The organism is Flavobacterium marginilacus (assembly GCF_026870155.1).
Taxonomy (GTDB): Bacteria; Bacteroidota; Bacteroidia; order Flavobacteriales; family Flavobacteriaceae; genus Flavobacterium; species Flavobacterium marginilacus.
The window spans coordinates 3,816,547-3,837,208 of sequence record NZ_CP113975.1 but is presented as its reverse complement, the minus strand read 5'-3'; the positions used below and the strand labels follow the sequence as shown (position 1 = coordinate 3,837,208).

At 34.9% G+C, this 20,662-nt stretch carries 14 protein-coding genes; 1 reads left to right on the top strand and 13 read right to left on the bottom strand.

The features are described 5' to 3' along the window. Positions 1-14 precede the first annotated feature (14 nt). The 6 genes from OZP07_RS15870 to OZP07_RS15845 all read right to left on the bottom strand — a co-directional run bounded on the left by OZP07_RS15870 (position 15) and on the right by OZP07_RS15845 (position 10,776). Complete coding sequence (locus OZP07_RS15870; protein WP_281635872.1) at positions 15-1,250, bottom strand: glycoside hydrolase family 88/105 protein; 1,236 nt, start codon at positions 1,248-1,250, stop codon at positions 15-17. A gap of 27 nt (positions 1,251-1,277) precedes the next feature. Next, positions 1,278-2,468 (bottom strand): glycoside hydrolase family 88/105 protein, encoded by a 1,191-nt coding sequence (locus tag OZP07_RS15865; protein ID WP_281635871.1) that lies wholly within the window; start codon positions 2,466-2,468, stop codon positions 1,278-1,280. 139 nt (positions 2,469-2,607) lie between these two features. After that, positions 2,608-4,191 carry a DUF5123 domain-containing protein gene (locus OZP07_RS15860; RefSeq protein ID WP_281635870.1) on the bottom strand — a complete coding sequence of 528 codons (1,584 nt, stop codon included), beginning with the start codon at positions 4,189-4,191 and terminating at the stop codon, positions 2,608-2,610. 47 nt (positions 4,192-4,238) lie between these two features. After that, entirely contained in the window at positions 4,239-6,035 is a 1,797-nt protein-coding gene (locus tag OZP07_RS15855; protein WP_281635869.1) for a RagB/SusD family nutrient uptake outer membrane protein, read from the bottom strand. Positions 6,036-6,053: 18 nt separating this feature from the next. Continuing rightward, positions 6,054-9,269, bottom strand: coding sequence for a SusC/RagA family TonB-linked outer membrane protein (locus OZP07_RS15850; protein WP_281635868.1), 3,216 nt, complete (start codon positions 9,267-9,269; stop codon positions 6,054-6,056). Between the two features lie 55 nt (positions 9,270-9,324). Beyond that, entirely contained in the window at positions 9,325-10,776 is a 1,452-nt protein-coding gene (locus tag OZP07_RS15845) for a glycoside hydrolase family 28 protein (RefSeq protein WP_281635867.1), read from the bottom strand. 297 nt (positions 10,777-11,073) lie between these two features. Between OZP07_RS15845 and OZP07_RS15840 the strand changes: the two genes are divergently transcribed. Further along, a complete protein-coding gene (locus tag OZP07_RS15840; RefSeq protein WP_281635866.1) occupies positions 11,074-12,099 on the top strand; it encodes a LacI family DNA-binding transcriptional regulator in 1,026 nt (341 codons plus the stop codon). 119 nt (positions 12,100-12,218) lie between these two features. On the opposite strand, the gene OZP07_RS15835 is transcribed toward OZP07_RS15840, so the two are convergent. The 7 genes from OZP07_RS15835 to kduI all read right to left on the bottom strand — a co-directional run bounded on the left by OZP07_RS15835 (position 12,219) and on the right by kduI (position 20,661). After that, entirely contained in the window at positions 12,219-13,835 is a 1,617-nt protein-coding gene (locus tag OZP07_RS15835; RefSeq protein WP_281635865.1) for a UxaA family hydrolase, read from the bottom strand. A gap of 27 nt (positions 13,836-13,862) precedes the next feature. After that, positions 13,863-15,305 (bottom strand): tagaturonate reductase, encoded by a 1,443-nt coding sequence (locus OZP07_RS15830; RefSeq protein ID WP_281635864.1) that lies wholly within the window; start codon positions 15,303-15,305, stop codon positions 13,863-13,865. Between the two features lie 259 nt (positions 15,306-15,564). Then, complete coding sequence (locus OZP07_RS15825) at positions 15,565-16,236, bottom strand: bifunctional 4-hydroxy-2-oxoglutarate aldolase/2-dehydro-3-deoxy-phosphogluconate aldolase (RefSeq protein ID WP_281635863.1); 672 nt, start codon at positions 16,234-16,236, stop codon at positions 15,565-15,567. Positions 16,237-16,335: 99 nt separating this feature from the next. After that, entirely contained in the window at positions 16,336-17,358 is a 1,023-nt protein-coding gene (locus OZP07_RS15820) for a sugar kinase (protein WP_281635862.1), read from the bottom strand. A 226-nt stretch (positions 17,359-17,584) separates the two neighbouring features. Then, the gene (uxaC, locus tag OZP07_RS15815; RefSeq protein ID WP_281635861.1) at positions 17,585-18,985 is read right to left on the bottom strand and encodes a glucuronate isomerase; all 1,401 of its coding nucleotides are present in this window, start codon (positions 18,983-18,985) and stop codon (positions 17,585-17,587) included. A 21-nt stretch (positions 18,986-19,006) separates the two neighbouring features. Further along, complete coding sequence (locus OZP07_RS15810) at positions 19,007-19,801, bottom strand: gluconate 5-dehydrogenase (protein WP_281635860.1); 795 nt, start codon at positions 19,799-19,801, stop codon at positions 19,007-19,009. A 23-nt stretch (positions 19,802-19,824) separates the two neighbouring features. Then, on the bottom strand, positions 19,825-20,661 hold the full coding sequence (gene kduI / locus OZP07_RS15805) for a 5-dehydro-4-deoxy-D-glucuronate isomerase (RefSeq protein ID WP_194639309.1): 837 nt from the start codon (positions 20,659-20,661) through the stop codon (positions 19,825-19,827). Position 20,662: the final 1 nt, after the last annotated feature.

Genomic DNA, 20,662 nt, shown 5'->3' with positions numbered 1-20,662 from the left:
CGGAATATAATTTTTTATCTGTTTAATTCTAAAGCTGCTAATATGAATGGGCCTGTGGCTTTAGGATCATTATCTTTTTTTCTTTCGTTAATATAATATTCATAAGAGCCGTCTCTATACGGAGTGCCTCCTAAACCAGCTACCTGACAGGCTTGAGTCAGTGTAATTCCGCCGTCAGCATCAGTTTTTATTAACTGCTTAGTTAATCCGTCAAACGCTTTATTGGCAAGGTTTTTATATTTTGCCGGCAGGTAGCCTTTGTTTGCTCCTTTTGCAAATGCATAAGCAAACATTGATGACCCTGAGGCTTCAAGATAGTTGCCTTTTTCACCGGCTTTATCTGTAACCTGATACCATAAACCGGATTTTTCATCTTGATATTTGGCTAAAGCAGCAGAAACGTTATTTAAATAACCCACTAATTCTTTTTGTTTTGGATGATCTTTAGGGAAATAATCCAAGGCATCAACAAGCGCCATCGCATACCAGCCTAAAGCTCTTGACCAGTAATTTGGTGAATTTCCAGTTTCTTTATCAGCCCAAGGCATTTTTTTGCTTTCATCCCAGGCATGGTATAATAATCCCGTTTTTGGATTAGTTGCGTGCAGCTGAATCTGCTCAAATTGTTTGGCTATATCGTTCAGGCTTTTTCCGTTTTCAAAAACTGCAGTATATTGTGCATAGAAAGGCTCTCCCATGTAAAGACCGTCTAACCACATTTGATTAGGATATATTTTTTTATGCCAAAATCCGCCGCTTTGGGTTCTTGGCTGTTCCTCTAGCTGTTTACGAAGCAGCTGCATTGCTTTTAAATATTTTTCTTCTTTTGCTGCAGCGTATATATTAAAAAGTAACCGCCCGGCAACAATCATATCAATATTGTATTTCTCTAATTCATAGGTTTTAATTGTGCCGTCATTTTGGACAAAATTATCTACATAGCTTTTTATGTAAGCAGTATATCTGGAATCAGGATTTTTTTTATTTAATTCTTGGAAGGAATATAAAACCAATCCGTGTACATAGTCCCATTTTGGAGCTTTTGAATCGTCAATCATATAGCTTTCCGGATGACGTTTCATTAGTGTTAAAGCCATTTTTTCTGACCATTTTGAATCTTTTGAAATTGTAATCTCACTCTGTCCTGCATTACTTTGTGCAGATTCCTGAGCGATAGTCTTACAGCTGAAAAACGCTAATGAAATAAAAAGACCTGCTGCTTTGAAAGCATTTTTTTTTCCGTTTACCATGATTATTTATTTAATATTTACTGATTTTTATTTATCTAATTCGATTGCCGCTAGAAGAAAAGCACCTAATCCATGTGAATTGTCTGTTATTATTTTTTCATTGATGTAATAGTTAAATGAACCGTCTCTATAAGGGTTTCCGCCTAAACCGGCACTTGCACAGACTTGTGTAATGTGGATTTCTCCATTTTTGTCTACTTTTATTAATTGGCTGATTAAACCATTGAAACCATTATTAGCCGCGGTTTCAAATTTAGCCGGTAAATAACCTTTATGTAATCCTTTTGCTAAAAAATAAACTAACATTGAAGAACCGGATGCTTCCAGATAGTTTCCTTTTTTCGATCCTAAATCCGGAATTTGATACCATAATCCTGATTTATCTTGGTATTTACTTACTGCTGCAGCCAATTCGTTTAAATAGCGTACCAGTTCTTTATGTTTGGGATGATCTTTTGGGAAATAATCTAAGACATCTACTAATGCCATTCCATACCACCCTAAAGCTCTTAGCCAAATATGCGGAGCTGTTCCGGTTTTTGAATCTGCCCAAGGCATTTTTTTGCTTTCATCCCAAGCATGAAAATATAATCCTGTTTTTTTATCGAATGTATGATTGTGAAGCAGCTCGAACTGAAGAGCAACATCGTTTAGTTTTTCTCCTCCTTCAAATGCTGTAGTGTAACGGGCGTAAAATGGTTCTCCCATATATAAACCATCCAGCCACATTTGATTTGGATATATTTTTTTGTGCCAAAAACCTCCAGAAAGAGTTCTAGGGTGATCTTCAAATTGTCTTCTTAGTGTTTGTAACGCGGTAAGATATTTTTGTTCTTTGGTGGTGTCATAAAGATTAAAAAGAATTTTTCCAGCATTGATGAAATCGATATTATGATCTTTTGGATCAAAATTTTGGAAAGTCCCATTCTTATTAATCAGTTTATCAGTGTAATCTTTGATGTAATCAAAATATTTTTGATTTTTTGTCTTATGGTATAACTTTTCGTATGCTGTTAAAATCATTCCAATTTTGTAGTCCCATTTTGGAGCAGGATGATTATCAATCTGCCAAGCTTCAGGATAGGCTCTCATTATAGAGAATGCCATTCTTTCAGACCATTTTAATTGATCTGAAAGGATGATTTCCTTTTGAGATTCCATAGTTTGTGCTTTTAGATCGATGGAAGTAAAAAATAATAATATTAATAATCCTTTCATGATTTACAGTAGTTATACTTTTTATAATTTAAAATAAGGAGTTTGACTTTTTTCAAACTCCTTATTTTGTTTAATTGTAAGTTTCAATAAAAAGAGAGGTCTGCAAAATTTGCAAACCTCTTTTATTTAATAATTCTATTTATCTCCAACGAGGATCTCCAACTTTATTATCTATTAAAGTTTGATTTTTAAGTTTAAAATTACCATTTGCGGCATCCGTATATTGAGGATCTAATGTTGTAAATGTTGTTGATTTGTCAAGAGTTGTCGTTGTTAGTGCTGGTACAGCAGGTGTAAATAATGGATTAGCATTAAAATAATTGTTACCTGCAAACGTAGGAGGAGTTGTAGGTGTTGCCGTACCGTTCTGATTCGAATATAATGCAGTTGGTGTATCTGTAATCAATGTGTTTTTTACAGTAGATGTATTTGAAGCAAAACGAAGATACAAAATTCTTTTTGCAGCTACAGTAGTACATACTTTGTATAAAGTACAGCTATTAATTAATACATCGGATGTTAAACCTGTACCAGATAAACCAGCAGATTGATCTAAACGAATAAATTCGCGTGAATCTGAACAAGTGTCAAATGTACTGTTTTGAAGAACAATACTCTTGATGTATGAACTTCTTACATCAATGAATTCAGCACCAGCATTAGTATTTACATTTTTAACAATAGTGTTGTCTACTATTAATGAATTTATTTTAGAGGCACCGGCAGTGTTAGCAAATAAGGAACGGGTATAGTCATGTACATAACAGCCTCTGATTAAAATATCATTAAAGGTTCCAGCTGAGGAAATTGTTATTACACTCGAATTTGTCATACCTGCTCCGGTTAAATCTAAATCGATTAAGCTAAGATTACCAACTCCGCTATTAAGTAAGAAATTAATTTTTAGTTTTGGTTTATTCCAACTTGTAAGAGCTCTCAACGTTAATGTTTGACTTAAAGTTACAAGTCCAGTTTGTGAAGTATAGTCACCAGGTTGTAAAAGCAGAACTTTGCCTGAAGAAGCTGCAGTAGCAATTGAAGCCATTAAATCATCTGCAGGAGAGATTACAATAGCATTTGTAGGATCAACTTCTGTTGTAAAGCTTATTTGTCCTCTGTTTTTTGAGCCATTTTGTAAAATAGCATTGTAAGTTGTTTCACCTGCTAACCCAGTTATTGTTGCAATACCAGCTGTTTTTTCGGCGGCTGTAATTGCATGTGTGATATTACCTGGAGTCAGAACAATTTGAGTTACATTACTATTGGCACCCCATCTAAGAGTCGCTTGCTTTCCAGCTATATCTCCAGGAATTATCGGTAAGAAAATTTGTTCAGACAATGTTGCTGCTGTAATGATTGACCATTTCGAATCATCTAAACCAGGAGTTACTGCTTTTACTCTGATTGAATAAACAGTTTCACCTTCTAATTTAATCTGTATTGGTAATTGTGAAGCCGTAACCTGAACAGTTTTAAAAATAGTACTAAACGTTGGATCATCTGCACTGAATTCTACAACAAAATTATTTTCTCCTTCTTTTACAGTCCAGTTCAATTCAACTGTTGTCTGGTTTCTTAGTTTTGCTGTAAGATTTAATGGAGAAAATTCTCTAGTGTTCCCAATTCCATCTAATAGTGGCTCATTGTAATTTTCGCAGTTAGTAAAAACTAATACAATTAACAATGAGGTTATTAATCCTTTTAATATATATTTTATATTCATAAACATAAAAAATTATAATTTATTAATTAATTTTTTTCGCAAGATCTTTAATAATTATAGTCATTTTTTAATAGACCATTACTTGAATCTAGGAACACTTGCCATATTGGCCAAAATTGTCTGTTATCTGGATTTACTCCGGTTTTGTAAAGTGAAGCTATTTTAGCATCGTCAAGAGCAACCCATGTCCAGGCAGTATAATCTGCTCCAGGGCTTGTAGTTTCACCACGATTTAATCCATAAATAATAAGAGTAGTAAGCGGGTTACCTTTTGCGTCTGGAGTTGGATCATATTTGTAAAATAAAGTACTTGGTACATTAGCATAATCTCCAGTACGGGTTTGTAATGCTTTCATTTTAGTTTTTGCAAGATCTAAGTTTTTTGCAAGTAAATTCCAGCGAATAAGTGCTTGTTTACGTTCCATTTCACCTGTAAATTCATACTCGTTTTCTTTTACAAGGGCGTTAAACATATCATCTTTAGAGTTTATAGCAGCCAGATATGCATCAACATTTAAAGGGCGGTCAGCTGCTGCGAACGCTCTGTTTCGTATTTCTTTTAAGTATGGCTTAGCAGCAGCAACACCTTCTAATTCATTCGCAGCTTCAGCAGCAAGTAAAAGAACTTCAGCATAACGCATATAAACTTTATTTACTCCATCATCATTATCGGAAACAACTTTACGAGTCATCCATTCATAACGGTATTTTCCAAAATACCATGTATTTAATGAACCTAACTCCTGTTTTGCTACACCATTAACTGCTGTGCCATATTTATAGGGAACACAAGTAACGTCTCTACGGGTATCTTTTTGGTTATAATCATAAAATACAAAAGGCAGCGGTCCTGCACTTCCACCTCTAGGTTGAGCAGTAAATTGATCAGAACTAGTATGTTTTACCGCAAAAGAATATAACATTCTTCCTCTACCATCAGCAAAAGGAAGTTCCCAAAGTGATTCACCACCAGCTGTAATAACTTCTTTATTGTAATTTCTCCAAAATGTTTCAAATGATGGTTCTAAGTGAGCTTTTCCGCTTGCTATAACTTCACGACACTCAGTTAATGCTAAACTATACATATTGGCAGTTGAAAGAGCAGGGTCATTACTTTTACGGATACCATCAGGATATTGCTGAAAACCACCAGCTGCCATTGCTATACGGGCACGAAGAGCTTTTACAAATGCTTTATTAATCCTTTCTACACTGTTGGTAGCAGTAGTTTCATTCGGCCATGGTACCAATGTAGCGGCTTCTGCTAAATCAGTAAGCAGTTGTTTATAAATTATGTCACGACTTACTTTTGCCTGATATATAGTAGCATTCGTAACTGGCTCAAAACGATATGGTACGTCACCCCAGGCTTTTACTAAATCGGCATAATAAATGGCACGTAATGTAATTGCCTCTCCTAATAAATATCCTAAATCAGTTCCTGGTTTTGGATTGCCATATAAACGAAGTCCGCGAATACAAATGTTGGCGCGTTCAATCCCAGCATACATTTGCTGCCAGGCATTGTTGGTGGTATTCATTATTGTATTTGTTGGAATGACACCATAATTCTGTAGTTCAGCTGTGTCACCGGCAGATGTAGAAGCATTGTTCCATTCAAGATCGGAGTTTAAACCATAATAAGGTAAAAACCGACCTCTGTATGAATTCGTTTCAGCAAATGGTATTTTAATCCCATCTATAGCTCCTGAGGCTAGTGTTACAGAAGAAAAAATTACTGATTCGTCCAGTGATGATTGTGCTGGAGTATCCAGATAATCTTCTTGACAAGATGTAAAAAGACTAGCTAAAACTATTCCTGCTATAATTATTGTATGTTTCATCTTTTGATAGTTTTTTAATTAAAAATTAAGGTTTAAACCAAAAATAAATTGTCTGCTGCGCGGATAGGCTGAATAATCAACTCCAGGTGTATATGGAGTAGCTCTTCTTGTAGAAGACTCCGGATCAGGACCTGTGTAATTAGTCCAAACAAAAACGTTAGAGGCTGTACAGTAAAATCTTAATTTACTGATTCCCATTTTAGAATTAAAGAAAGCTGGAGCAGTATAACCCAATGTTAATGTGTTTAGCCTTAAGAAAGAAGCATCTTCAACTGCCCAGTCACTAAAAACATAACTTTTCATATATGGAGACCACATAGTAGTGTTAGCATTTAATGCTGTTAATGCTGCAGGATCAGTAACTAATGTACCTGTTGCAGGATCTAAATTTGTCCATCTTTGACCATCAGCCATTTGAGAAGACATGTTTCTATATTGGCTATTAGGGTTAGAAGTAGTAGATTCAACTTTATTAGCGTTATAAATATCATTCCCGTAACTCCAGTTGAAGGCAGCCGAAAGATCAAACCCATAAGCATAAGCATTAATTATGAAACCTCCGGTATTTTTTGGATTAGAATTCCCTATAATTGTCTGGTCAGCAGCTGTTATTTTATTATCTCCATCACGATCTACTAATTTCATATAACCTGGTTGTACTTCACCAACGATATCTGAATCGTTTGGAATTCCTGCTTTTAGAGTGTATTTTCCTGTGCTTGGAGCATAATCAAAATCTGAAACTTCATAACGGCCAGCACTTTGATATCCATACATTAAACCTAATGGAGATCCAACATTTACTGCATAATCGTTACCAATTTGTGTAGAGGCCCATCCACTTGGAGAACCAAAATTATTCATGACTCCAAGTGTGTTGATGTTGTTTTTATTGACACTAATGTTTAAAGAAAAATTCAAACCATAGTTTTCTTTTTGTATTGCCGCAACATTCAAAGTTGCTTCATAACCTGAATTTTGAGTTTCTCCCATATTACGGAATTGGTTATCATAACCTACTCCAGAGACAGGGAATAATAATAACAGATCTTTAGTTTTATTTATGTATGTTTCTACAGATCCGTTGATACGGCCTTTGAAAAAATCAAAATCCAAACCTAAGTTTTGTGTTACTGTAGTTTCCCATTTTAAGTCTGGATTAGCTAAAGTTTTAGAAGGTGTCCATTGGCTTGAGCTATTATTTATCCAAGTATTATTTCCTGATTGAAAACTTTGTATAGTCTGTCCGGTTGGAATATTATTATTTCCAGCCTCTCCATAACTTGCTCTGATTTTAAGCGAGTTTATCCAGCTTACATTTTTAAGGAAACTTTCTTCAGAAATTTTCCATCCTATTGCTGCTGCTGGGAAATAACCCCATTTGTTACCTGTTGTAAATTTACTGGAACCATCCGCTCTGAAAGTACCAGTTAATAAATATTTATTTTTATAGTCGTAATTGGCACGTCCAAAAAATGAAAGTAATTTATCATCTGGGCTGTAAAAATTATCTATCGATTGCGCAATACCTTGTGTAGTAAGTTTTTTTGCACGGTCAAAATCAAAATCATTAGGGAATTTATGGATTGTAGATGTCACTGTGTTTAATGTAGTGTTAATCATCTCTTGTCCTGCAAGAACATTAAAATGGTGGTCATCGCCTAATAATTTTTTAAAATCATAATTTAATGTGTTTGCATTTCTAAAAGTAGCTGTTTTTTGATCAGCAATAACAAGTGCCGGGCTTCCTTGATTTAAAGCTGAAGGGACATTTTTCACATAAAAGGTTGATCGTCCATAAAAACGGTAATCTTGGCTATTACGGTTGTCTAAACCAAACTCTGATTTAAAAACAAGATTGTCAATTAACTTCCAGGAAAAACTGCCAAGCATATTGAAGTTTTTTCTTAATTGTTGACGATCTGTGTCTGCTATAAGCAGAATCGGATCCACAAGGTATCCTGTAAGAGCCTCGTCTGTATTGTCTGTGGTTAAGCCTGGTAATGGAATTGGAGAATATCCAATTGCATGACGCAAAACTGAATCGTTAGTTGATGTTGCATTTTGATTATTAGCGCCACCTCCATTAATTTCTGTATCAGAATAACGCATAGTAAACGAAAGGTCTATTTTATCTGATGCCTTACTGTTTAAAGATAAGGAAATGTTATTTCTGTCAAAATCTGAACCAAGCATAATTGCTTTTTCATCATAATGAGCATAATTAAAATTATAATTGATTTTATCAGATCCTCCTCGGATACTTAAATCGCGGCTTTGTACTTCACCAGTACGTCCGAAAATTTGTTTTTGCCAATTATCACCTTTTATTCCATTGTATAAATCATGATCCTGCCAAGCTCCGAAATATTTTTCATAACTGCTAACGTCTTTTTTTAGTAAAGCATACTCATATTGCCACTTTACATAATCTTCTGGTGAAAGTACATCAATGGAATTTGCCATTTCTTTCATACCATAAAACATATTGAAATTCACAGCCATTTTACCACTTTTCCCTTTTTTAGTAGTATAAATAATAACCCCATTCGCTCCTCTTGAACCATAAATAGCTGTCGATGCTGCATCTTTTAAGACGGTTTGAGTCTCGATGTCAGAAGGAGAAATATCGTTTATACTGTTTACAGGAAACCCATCAACAATTATTAATGGTGATGCGTCCTGACTTAAAGAACCTCCTCCACGGATTCTGATTTTTATTTCAGAATCTGGTGATCCTTCTGAGGATGTTACTGAAACCCCTGCAATACGGCCTGTTAGAGCTTCTCCAATATTAGCTACCGGATTTTTTCTTAGCTCAGTACCTGAAAGTGTTGAAACAGCACCCGTTAAATCTGATTTTTTTACTGTTCCGTATCCAACGACTACGACTTCGTTTAGTGTGTTTGATTCTTCAGATAAAGAAACATCAAGCCTTGTTTTTCCAGCAGCTGAAACTTCTTTGCTCTTAAATCCTACAAATGAAAAATTTAAAACAGCTCCTTGTTTTGTAAGTTTGATGGTATACTTACCGTCAAAATCTGTTGTAGTGCTGTTTTGTGTTCCTTTTTCTAAAATGTTTACGCCTGGCATTGTTAAGCCGGCGGCATCTTTAACAGTACCTTCCAGTGTTACGTTCTGCGCAATTGTTTTATTGCCTATGAGTAACATCAGAAAAAGAGTAAAAGCAAAAAAGCTTTTTGTTCCTTTTTTTATTAAACAGTTATTGGTCATAAATTTTTTTTTAATGATTAATTGATTGGTTTTTTGGTTTGATTTTTTTTGGTTTTTAGTGTTTCATTAATTTTCCATTGATATAAGTGTTTATAAATTTGAGATTATTCACGTTTTCGATTAAGTATGGTTCTTTTACATTTTCGATTGTCACATTTTCAAGGGTTATGTTTTTTATAGGTGATTCTTTGTAACCTTTTGCTAAAATGCTGTACTTTCCTCCATTTTTTACTTTTACATTTTCTAAATAAATGTTTTCTATTCTAGGGATAAATGTTCCCAGCTGATTGCCGTGTACATTATAAAACATATCAGCTTTTAAAACTGCTTCTTTAACTTGTCCTATTTGTATGTTTCTGACATAAAAGTTTTCTATTAACCCGCCTCTTTTTGAATTGGTTTTTAAACGGATGGCAATATCTAAATTGGGGCTGTCCATTTTACAATCTTCTACAAATACATTACTCACACCGCCGGAAATTTCGCTTCCGATTGTAACTCCTCCATGGCCGTCAAACATATTGCAGTTTTGTACAATTATATTTTCACTTTTCATGGCAACTCTTCTTCCGTCTCCATCGCGCCCTGATTTTATTGCTATGCAGTCGTCTCCGGTATTGAATGTGCAGTTTTTGATAATTACATTTTTAGAATACTCAGGGTCACAGCCGTCATTATTTGGTCCATGACTATTGATATTGACACCATCCACGATTAAATTCTCTGATTTGATAGGGTGAATAACCCAAAAAGGAGCATTTATAATAGTGATATTTTGTATAAGGACATTTTTGCATTCAAAAAATTCTACAAAATTGGGTCTCAAATAATGTCCTTCTCCAAATTGCCGTTCGGAAACTGGGATGTTGTTTTCTGCCATTTCGACTAAGCGCAATCGATTGAGAGGATCGGCCTGAGAAGGAGTTCCTTTTTTCCATCCATATAATTCACTGCTGCACCAAGGCCACCAGTTATCGCTGCCTGCCTGCCCATTTAAGATTCCTTCTCCTGTTATTGCGACATTCTTTTTTTGAAATGCATATACTAAAGGGGAGTAGTTCATAAGTTCAGTTCCTTCAAAAGAAGTCTGCACTAATGGATAGTAGTCTTTTGGATTTGTACTGAAAAGAATTTCGGCATCTTTGTCCAGATGAAAATTTACATTACTTTCTAAATGAATAGCTCGGGAATGGTATTTTCCTTTTGGGACCAATACTGTACCGCCTCCGTTTTTACTGCATTCCTTAATGGTTTTCGTTATTGCTTCAGTGTTATCAAAGTCAGTATTGGCCTGTGCGCCATACTGAAGGATACTGTACGTTTTATTTGGGAAGCTAGGGTATTTAACTGACTTAACGATCGAAAGCATTTTTTTCCACTGCTCTTTCGATTGGTTTTTCTCTTGTGAATGAAGTGAAAATACCCCTAATAAGACACAAGCAAAAGAAATGACAGTTGTTTTACTGGTTATATTTTTCAAAATTGTATACGTTTTGAATAATTTCATTATGTTAAGTTTTGAATGTGTAACTGTAATTATGTAATCGATTACACAAACCTACATATAATTTTTAGATAAACAAAAAAAAGTCAGAAAAAAAAGTATAAATAAAATTAAAACAAAATATTTTTGCGATATTGATACTTTATGATTTGCTTTTGTGATTTTTTTAAGGTTTCAGGGTGCCTTTGAAATCAAAAAATGTGGAATAAATTAATTTTTATGCAATCGATAACATTAATCGCTTTTTATTGAATTTTTTATTTATTTTTACCGATATTATTGTATATATTAAATGCCAGAATGGATCAAAAAACAACAATTTATGACATTGCAAAAGCACTTGACATAACAGCAGCCACTGTTTCAAGGGCTTTAAACAACAATCCGAAAATCAGCGAAGTAACCAGGAAATTGGTGCTGGAAACTGCTGCTAAGATGAATTACAAGCAGAATAGATTAGCACAGTCTCTTCGCTCTGGCAAAAGCAATAATGTGGGTGTTATTGTACCTCGTATTGATAGTAACTTTTTTGCTTCTGTAATTCGAGGAATTGAAGAAGAGTTACATCCAGAGGGGTATCATGTTATCATTTGTCAGACTAATGAAGAAGAATCGAGACAAAGTGAAAAAATTACTACTTTATTGAATGCTCAGGTTGACGGAATTATAATGTCTATATCTAATGTATCGGCAGAAAATGATCATGTAATAGAAACTGTAGTTGCTAAAAATGTGCCTTTAATCTTTTTTGACAGAAAGAAAGATATGCAGGGGGTAAGTTCTGTAACAATTAATGACTTTGAGGGCGGTTATCTGGCTACTAAGAATCTTATTGAGCAGGGATGTAAACGTATTGCTCATTTAACTGGTGATCAGTCACTGGAAATATTTGAGAATAGAAATAAAGGATATAAAAAGGCTTTATTGGACAGCGGTTTAGAATGCAGCGAAGAGTATGTTTTTCAAACCAGGAGTAATGTTGACGCTGGAAGACAAGCTGTCGCAAAGTTATTGAGTTTAACCCCGCCGCCTGATGGAATTTTCTCTTCGAGTGATTTTGCAGCTTTAGGAGCCATTCAGGAACTGAAAGAAAGAGGGATAAGAATCCCTGAGGATTTTTGCGTGTTTGGCTTCGGAAATGAACCTTTTACCCGTTTTATGGAGCTGTCTATTTCTTCGGTTGATCAATCACCGTTAGAAATGGGAAAAATGGCTGCCAAAGTTTTTTTAGAACAGATTAATAACACAGAGAACGTAAAAATCGAAAAGAAAGTGGTGCTTAATCCTACACTGCATATCCGTAAATCATCTACAAGAACAAAATAATTGCTAAAAAAATACTTTATAGTGTCCAAAGTAATGCTTTAGGGGAAATCAAAAAGCTGTTAGAAAATGAATCCTAACAGCTTTTTTTGAACAAAATAATCTAAAAACTCTCTTTGATATTATAATGATACCCCTCTTTTCCAAGGAATAAAATCGTTTTGATTTAAAATCGCTGCTTTGGTTTTTGTGGTACCGCTGGCAACATCTATAATGAATTCAAGCATTTCATCGGCAGTTTCTTCTATTGATTTTTCACCTGTGATAATGCCCCCAGTGTTAAAATCGATAATATCAGACATTTTTTGAGCCAATTGAGTGTTTGAAGATACTTTTACAACCGGTGCAATTGGGTTTCCTGTCGGCGTACCTAAACCTGTTGTAAATAATACCATATTTGCTCCGGAACCTACCATTGCTGTTGTACATTCTACATCATTTCCAGGAGTACATAACAAAGTAAAACCAGGTTCATTGATGTATTCTCCATAATCGTAAACACCTACAATTGGAGAAGTTCCTCCTTTTTTGGCAGCTCCGGCAGATTTCATTGCGTCTGTAATCAATCCGTCTTTGATGTTACCTGGAGATGGATTCATGTCAAATCCTGAACCTGCATCTACAACTGTTTTTTCATACCACTGCATTAATTCTAAGAAACGTTTTCCGTCTTTATCGTCAATACAACGGTTTACTAATTCCTGCTCTACACCGCATAATTCTGGGAATTCAGAAAGAATTGTCGTTCCTCCTAAAGCAACCAATTTATCAGATAGAACACCTAATGTCGGATTTGCAGAAATTCCAGAGAAACCGTCAGACCCGCCGCATTCCAATCCAATTCTTAATTTTGATAATGGAGCAGGGGTTCTCTTAATTTTATTAGCTTCTTTGATAGCAGCGAAAGAGTCTTTCACTACTGTACTAAGCATTTCTTCAATTGTTCCAATCTGCTGTTGGTCGTAGATCAAAACTGGCTTGCTGTAGTTTGGATTTATTGCTTTCATCGCATCTTCGAAAATAGAGATTTGAAGATTTTGACAGCCTAAACTCAATACTGTAGCGCCAGCAACGTTTGGATTGTTAACATAACCAGCCAACAATTTAGCCAATGAGTGTGAATCCTGACGAATTCCGCCACAGCCGCCTTGATGCTGAATAAATTTTACTTCAATATTTTCAAATAAATCTACTTCAGTTGATTTTGCTACAGCATCATCAGCTCCTTTTTCAGAATTTACCAAAGAACGAAGCAGCAATTGGTAGTCATTTTCTTTTGGTTTTTTCAATTCTTTTTCGAAAATACCTTTTAAGATTTCGATATTTCTGTTTTCACAAAATACCAATGGGAAAAATAACCAGACATTCTCAGTTCCTACTTGTCCGTCTTCTCTTTGGTAGCCCATGAAAGTTCTGTCTTTCCATTTGTCAACATTTGGGATTTCCCATCCGATAGACTCTGTTTTAGCTGTAACTTTTGCACTTTCGTGTTTTACATTTTCTGTAGAAAGTAATCCTCCTTTTGCAATAGGAGCACTTGCTTTTCCTACCAAAACACCATACATAATAATGCGTTCGCCCGTTTCAAAAGGATACATAGCAATTTTATGCTTCATTTTCACATCTGTTTCGATGGTAATGTCTTCACCTTCAAAATTGATAACTTCTCCAGCAGTTAGATTAACTAATGCTACAGCAACATTATCAGATGGATTTACTTTTATTAATTTCTTTTGCATGATCTTGTTTTTTTTGAAAATTCTAAATTAGAATTGAGAACTGAAATTGTTGAATCCTTTTTCAATTCCGTTGGTCTCTATTTCATTCAAAGCTACCACTATAGCTTCTGATAAACCGTTAATTTTTGTTAAATCTTCACCCCAAAACTCTTTGTTCGCTAAGACTGTATTTACAACCAAATCTGCAGCTCCTAACTGCCAGGCATTTTTAAATGCTTCAACCAATTCAGGTGTATCTTTTACAGGCAGTGCTTCATTATTCCAAGTTCCTTTGTAGAATTGGATTAAACAAGCTAATGAGAAAGTTAAATTAGCAGGAATTGTTTTATTAGCATTATAATGTCCTAACAAACTTGGTAAAACTCTTACTTTGAATTTTGATATAGAATTTAAAGCAATATCAGCAAGTGCATGTTTGATAAATGGATTTTTGAATCGATCCATTACTTCTTCAGTGTAAGCAAGGATTTCATTTTTGTCCATATCAAGTGTACCGCTGATTTCATTGATAACGCCGTTTACAAATGCTCCAGTAAAATCTCCGTTAACGGTTTCCATTACCAATTTGTTTCCGTATAGAAGTGAAATTGGAACCATTGCTGTATGTGCTCCATTCAGAATACGGACTTTAATCATTTTGTAAGGACGTATATCGTCAACAATCTTCACATTCAAATCCGTTTTGTGGAAAGGTAATTTTTGTTTTAAATCCTCACCGCCTTCAATAGCCCAAAGGAAAAATGGTTCTGCAGCAACAATTAAATTGTCTTGATAATCTAATTTGCTGTTGTATTCTTCAATCTCAGCTCTTGGATATCCAGGAACAATTCTGTCAACCAAAGTACTGTGGTACGTACACGCATCTGATGCCCAAGTTTTGAATGCATCTTCTAATTTCCATAAATCACAATATTGCAGGATATATTTTTTTAAAGTCTCAGAGTTATAATCAATCAATTCACAAGGGATAATAGTCAGTCCTTTAGAAGCATCTCCATTGAAATGTTTGAATCTTTCATATAACAAAACAGTCAATTTTGCTGGAAATGCTGCTGGCGGCTGCATGTCTGGAGTGTCACTTTCAATGAATTCAATTCCAGCCTCTGTAGTATTTGAAACAATAAATTGAAGTTCTTCTTCTCTTGCTAAAGCTAAATAATCTGCAAAATCAGTATATGGATTTATAGATTTTACAATATTTGAAATTAACTCGATGTCCTGAATCTTTTCGCCTTTTTTGATTCCGTTCATAAACAGAGTGTAAAGACCATCCTGTTCGTTGATCATGTCAATCATACCATTTTTCAATGGCTGAACTATCGCAATTCCAGCATTTAAATCAGCTTCTTTATTAAGTCTTTGAAAAGCGTAATCAACGAATGCTCTTAGGAAATTCCCCTCTCCAAATTGAATTACTTTAATAGGCTGTAATTTTTCTAATCCTAAATTTTTTCTATTTAAATTTTTCATTTTTTCCTTTACTGTTTGTTTACCGGCTTTTTTAAGCCCAATTTTATTTTATAATAATAAGCGACTAACGTCCTAGACTATCAGTTTTTAATCCTTTAATGAGGATTGGGGATTAAATTCTTCCCTCTAGTATTCAATCGCTTATTTAACTATTATCTTAATTTTAATATTTTTGAAAGCTGTTGAAATCAATAGATTGCATTATTCAATGCATTGAACAGCAGATTGCTGTATGTGATTATAATAGTCTTGTTAACGCTTATTTTTTTCTGATTTCTTTTATTGTTGCTAATGTGTTTCTAACTTGAGTTTCCAATAGACCTAAATCTTGGTTTTTCAATATTTCGTTAGTAATTAGCTGAGATCCCATACCTACACATACCGCACCTGCATCAAACCAGCTTGTCAGATTGTCTTTTGCGGTTGTAACACCTCCCGTAGGCATGATACTTGTCCAAGGGCAAGGTCCTTTTATACCTTTTATGAATTGAGGTCCGTAGATTTCACCAGGGAATAATTTTACAATTTCGCAGCCCAATTCTTCTGCTCTTGCAATTTCAGTAAGTGATGCACAGCCTGGTGACCATAATACTTTTCTGCGGTTGCAGGCAATAGCGATATCTTCTCTAAAAACCGGAGTAACGATAAAATTTGCTCCTAGCTGCATATAAAGAGACGCAGCTGCTGCATCAGTAATTGATCCTACTCCCAGAATCATTCCTGGTAATTCCGCGATAGCATATTTGTTAAGTTCTCCAAAAATTTCGAAAGCAAAATCTCCTCTGCTGGTAAATTCCATCAAGCGGGCGCCACCGTCATAACATGCTTTAAGTACTTTTTTTGCTAATGTTACATCTGTATGAAAAAACAATGGAACTAATCCTGTTTCCTTCATTACTGCTGCAACTTCAATTCTTGTATATTGTGCCATTTTTGTTTTTTTTAGTTTCTGAGTTTCTAAGTTTCTGAGTTTTTTTAACGGAGCTAAATCTTAGCAAATCAGTGACTTAGGAACTTTTTTATTTTTACTTTATCTAGATACTAAACCAGCAGAATCACCTTCTGCCATATTTTCTACTTCTTTTAAGCTTGCCAGATTATAATCTCCTGCAATGGTATGTTTTAAGCAGCAGGCTGCAACTGCAAAGTTTAATGCTTTTTGGCTGTTATTTGGATATTCCAATAAACCGTAAATTAATCCTCCCATGAAGGCATCACCGCTTCCGACACGGTCAATAACTGGTGTGACTTCTTTTACAGCTCCTTGGTAGATTGCTTTTCCGTCAAATAATATACCGCCGATTCTTTGATGAGAAGCACTTACTGAATAGCGCAATGTTGTGGCCACAGTTTTCAGATTAGGAAGTAAATCAAATAAGGCTGTATATAAAACAGGAAGTGATTTTTCGTCTTGATAATCTGGATTTACTTTAGCTTTTCCTAACATAAAATAAGCAGTATCAATATCTCCTAAAATTACATTACAGTATTGCAGTAACTCAGGCATTACCTCACTTGGAGTTTTTCCATACTGCCATAACTTGGATCTGTAATTTAAGTCGCATGATATAGTTAAACCTAATTTATGTGCTGTTTTAACAGCTTCCAAGCAAGCTTCGGCTGCACTTTGAGAGATAGCTGCTGTAATACCGCTCCAGTGAAACCAGGCAGCATCTTTTAGTACATTTTCCCAGTCTATAGTTCCTTTTTCAATAGTTGCCATAGAACTGTGTGCTCGGTCATACACTACATTACTTCCTCGTGTTCCGGCTCCTGTTTCAAGAAAATAAATTCCTAAACGTTCTCCTCCAAAAACAATGTTTTTGGATTCTACGTTCATTTTTCTCATTTCTCTTAAGGCACAGGTACCAATTTCATTTTCTGGTAATCTTGTTACAAACTCAGCGTTTACACCATAATTTACTAAAGAAACAGCAACGTTAAATTCGCCTCCGCCATAAGTTGCTCCAAATGATGTGGCTTGGCCAAAACGTAAATTCCCTTCTGGTGAAAGGCGTAACATTATTTCTCCGAATGAAACTACTTTACTCATATTGTTTTATTTTTTTTACCAATAAAAATTTTCTTTTACATTAAGAGATTAAGGAAATAAAGATTTAAGCCTAATGAACCTTAAATGTCTTAATGGTTTATTTTTTATTTAGCCACAGATTAAAAGATTATAATGATTCTTGTTTTCTTAAAATAAATCAGCCTATTATGCTTGCTTTTTTTTTAAAACTTAATGAGCCTTAATGTCTTAATGGTTCAAAAATAAATTAGAATTTGAAATATTCTTTAGCATTATTATAACTGATATCTGAAACCATTTTACCTATCCATTCCATATCATTAGGAAGTTCCCCTCTTTTAATTTCATCACCTAAAAGATTACAAAGAATACGTCTGAAATATTCATGTCTTGGAAAAGATAAAAAGCTTCTTGAATCTGTCAGCATTCCAATAAAGCAGCTGATAAGCCCCATGTTTGAAAGTGCATTCAGCTGTTTGGTCATTCCGTCTTTTTGGTCTAAAAACCACCAGCCTGAACCAAATTGAACTTTTCCTCTAACGCTTCCGTCATTAAAGTTACCAATCATGGTAGCCATAACTTCATTGTCTGCAGGATTCAGATTATAAATAATTGTTTTTGCTAATTTATCTTTGCTGTCCAAAGCGTTTAAGAAACCAGACAGTTTTTGAGCCTGCGGATAATCTCCAATAGAATCCCATCCTGTGTCAGGTCCAAGGATACGGTGCATACGGGCATTGTTGTTTCTCAATGCTCCTAAGTGAAGCTGCTGTACCCATCCAAATTCGTGGTAGGTTTCAAAGAGGAAGAACAATACTGCGCTTTGAAATTTCAATGCTTCTTCGCTGCTTAGTGCTGTATTTTCTCTTTTCTTTTTGAAGATAGCATTTATTTCGGTTTCAGTGTAGTTTTCAAAGTAAACCTGATCCAAACCATGATCACATAATTTACATCCGTTTTTGTCAAAATACTCAATTCTATTTCTTAAAGCCGAACATAAATCGGAATAGGTATTGATAGTCACGCCGGCCACTTGACCCAATGTGTCAATGTAATCATTGTAACCGTCATTTGAAATAAGGATTGCCTTATCAGGTCTAAAAGCTGTGCTTACTTTTGTAGTGAAATCACTTTTAGCTAATTGCTGATGGTATTCTAAGTTGTCAATAGGATCTTCAGTAGTACATACAAATTCGGCATTTACTTTTTTAAGTAAGTTTCTTGTGCTGTATTCTGGAGAATTTATTTTTGCAGAAGCTTGTTCGTAAATTGATTCTGCAGATTTTTCGTTTAATAACTCAGTAATATCAAAATAACGGGCCAATTCTAAGTGCGTCCAATGATACAAAGGATTACGCATTGTATAAGGTACAGTTTTTCCCCAGTTTAGGAATTTGTCTTTATCCGAACCATTTCCAGTAATAAACTGCTCATTGATTCCTAAAGTACGCATGGCACGCCACTTGTAGTGATCTCCATTTATCCAAACATTGGTGATATTGTCAAAAATTTTATCTTCGGCAATAAACTGCGGATTTAAGTGATTGTGATAATCAATTATAGGCTGATTTTTTGAATAATTGTGATACAATTCTTCAGCAAATTTATTTTCTAATAAAAAATTATCGTGTATGAAACTTGTGCTCATTATAAACGTCTTAAAAGATTATTATTCGTTTGATGGTTTTCCAATAGTAGCTAGAATTCCGCCATCTACATAAAGGATGTGTCCGTTAACGAAATCACTTGCTTTTGAAGACAAGAATACGGCTGCACCTTGTAAATCTTCTGGATCTCCCCAACGGTTTGCTGGAGTTCTGCTGATGATAAATTCATTAAATGGGTGCCCATCTACTCTAATTGGAGCAGTTTGGGTTGTAGCAAAGTATCCAGGACCGATTCCATTTGTCTGGATATTGAATTTTGCCCATTCTGTAGCCATGCTTTTAGTAAGCATTTTTAAACCTCCTTTTGCAGAAGCGTAAGCACTTACTGTATCTCTTCCCAGTTCGCTCATCATAGAACAGATGTTGATGATTTTTCCTCCGGTTCCGCGAGCAATCATACCTTTAGCAACTGCTTTAGACATGATAAAAGGGCTGATTAAATCTACATTGATTACTTCAGCAAAATCAGTAACTTCCATATCAACGATAGGAGTTCTTTTAATGATTCCAGCGTTATTGATCAGGATATCGATCGGGCCGACTTCAGCCTCGATTTTTTTAATATTTTCAATTACAGCAGCTTCATCAGTTACATCAAATATATATCCGTAAGCATCAATTCCTACTGATTTGTATTCAGCAACAGCATTGTCTACTGTTTCTCGTGAAGAACGATCGTTTATTACAATTTTTGCTCCAGCATGACCAAGTCCTTTTGCCATTGCCATTCCAAGTCCGTGAACTGCACCAGTTACTAATGCTGTTTTTCCAGTTAAATCAAAAAGGTTGATTGACATAATTTTTATTTAATTGTTATTAATTATCTTAAATCTGTTATTTTACAAACATCCATATCTCCATAATCAAGGTTTTCTCCAGCCATTCCCCAAATAAAAGTATAGTTGCTTGTTCCTGAACCTGAATGGATTGACCATGGCGGTGAAATAACAGCCTGGTGATTGTTCATCCAGATATGTCTTGTTTCCTGAGGCTGTCCCATAAAGTGACAAACGGCTTGATTTTCTGGAATATCCAAATAGAAATAAACTTCCATTCTGCGGTCATGAACGTGAGCAGGCATAGTGTTCCAAACACTTCCCGGTCTTAATTCGGTCATTCCCATCTGCAATTGGCAGGTAGTAACAACACCGCCAATAATCATCTGATTTACGGTACGGTGATTTGCTGTTTCCATAGTTCCTAATTCCAGTTTTTTAGCTTCAGCTAAACTTACTTTTTTAGTTGGATAGTTTGTATGAGCAGGAGCAGAGTTGATATAAAATTTAGCAGGATTTTTTGAATCTGCACTTTTAAAAATTACTTCTTTGTTTCCACTTCCAATATATAAAGCATCTTTAAAACCTAATTCATATACTGTTCCTTCAACTACTACAGAACCATTTCCTCCAACATTTATAATTCCCAGTTCTCTGCGTTCCAGGAAATAGCCTGCTTTTAATGGATCTATTGTTTCCAATGTTAAATCGTTAACAGGAACAGCTCCTCCCGCAATATATCGGTCATAATGAGAATAGGTCAATGTAATCTCGTTTTCCTGCATTAAATCATCAATTAAGAATTCATCTCTCAATTGTTTAGTGTCATAATGTTTTACTGCTTCGGGGCTGGAAGCGTATCTGGAACTGTATTTAGTCATG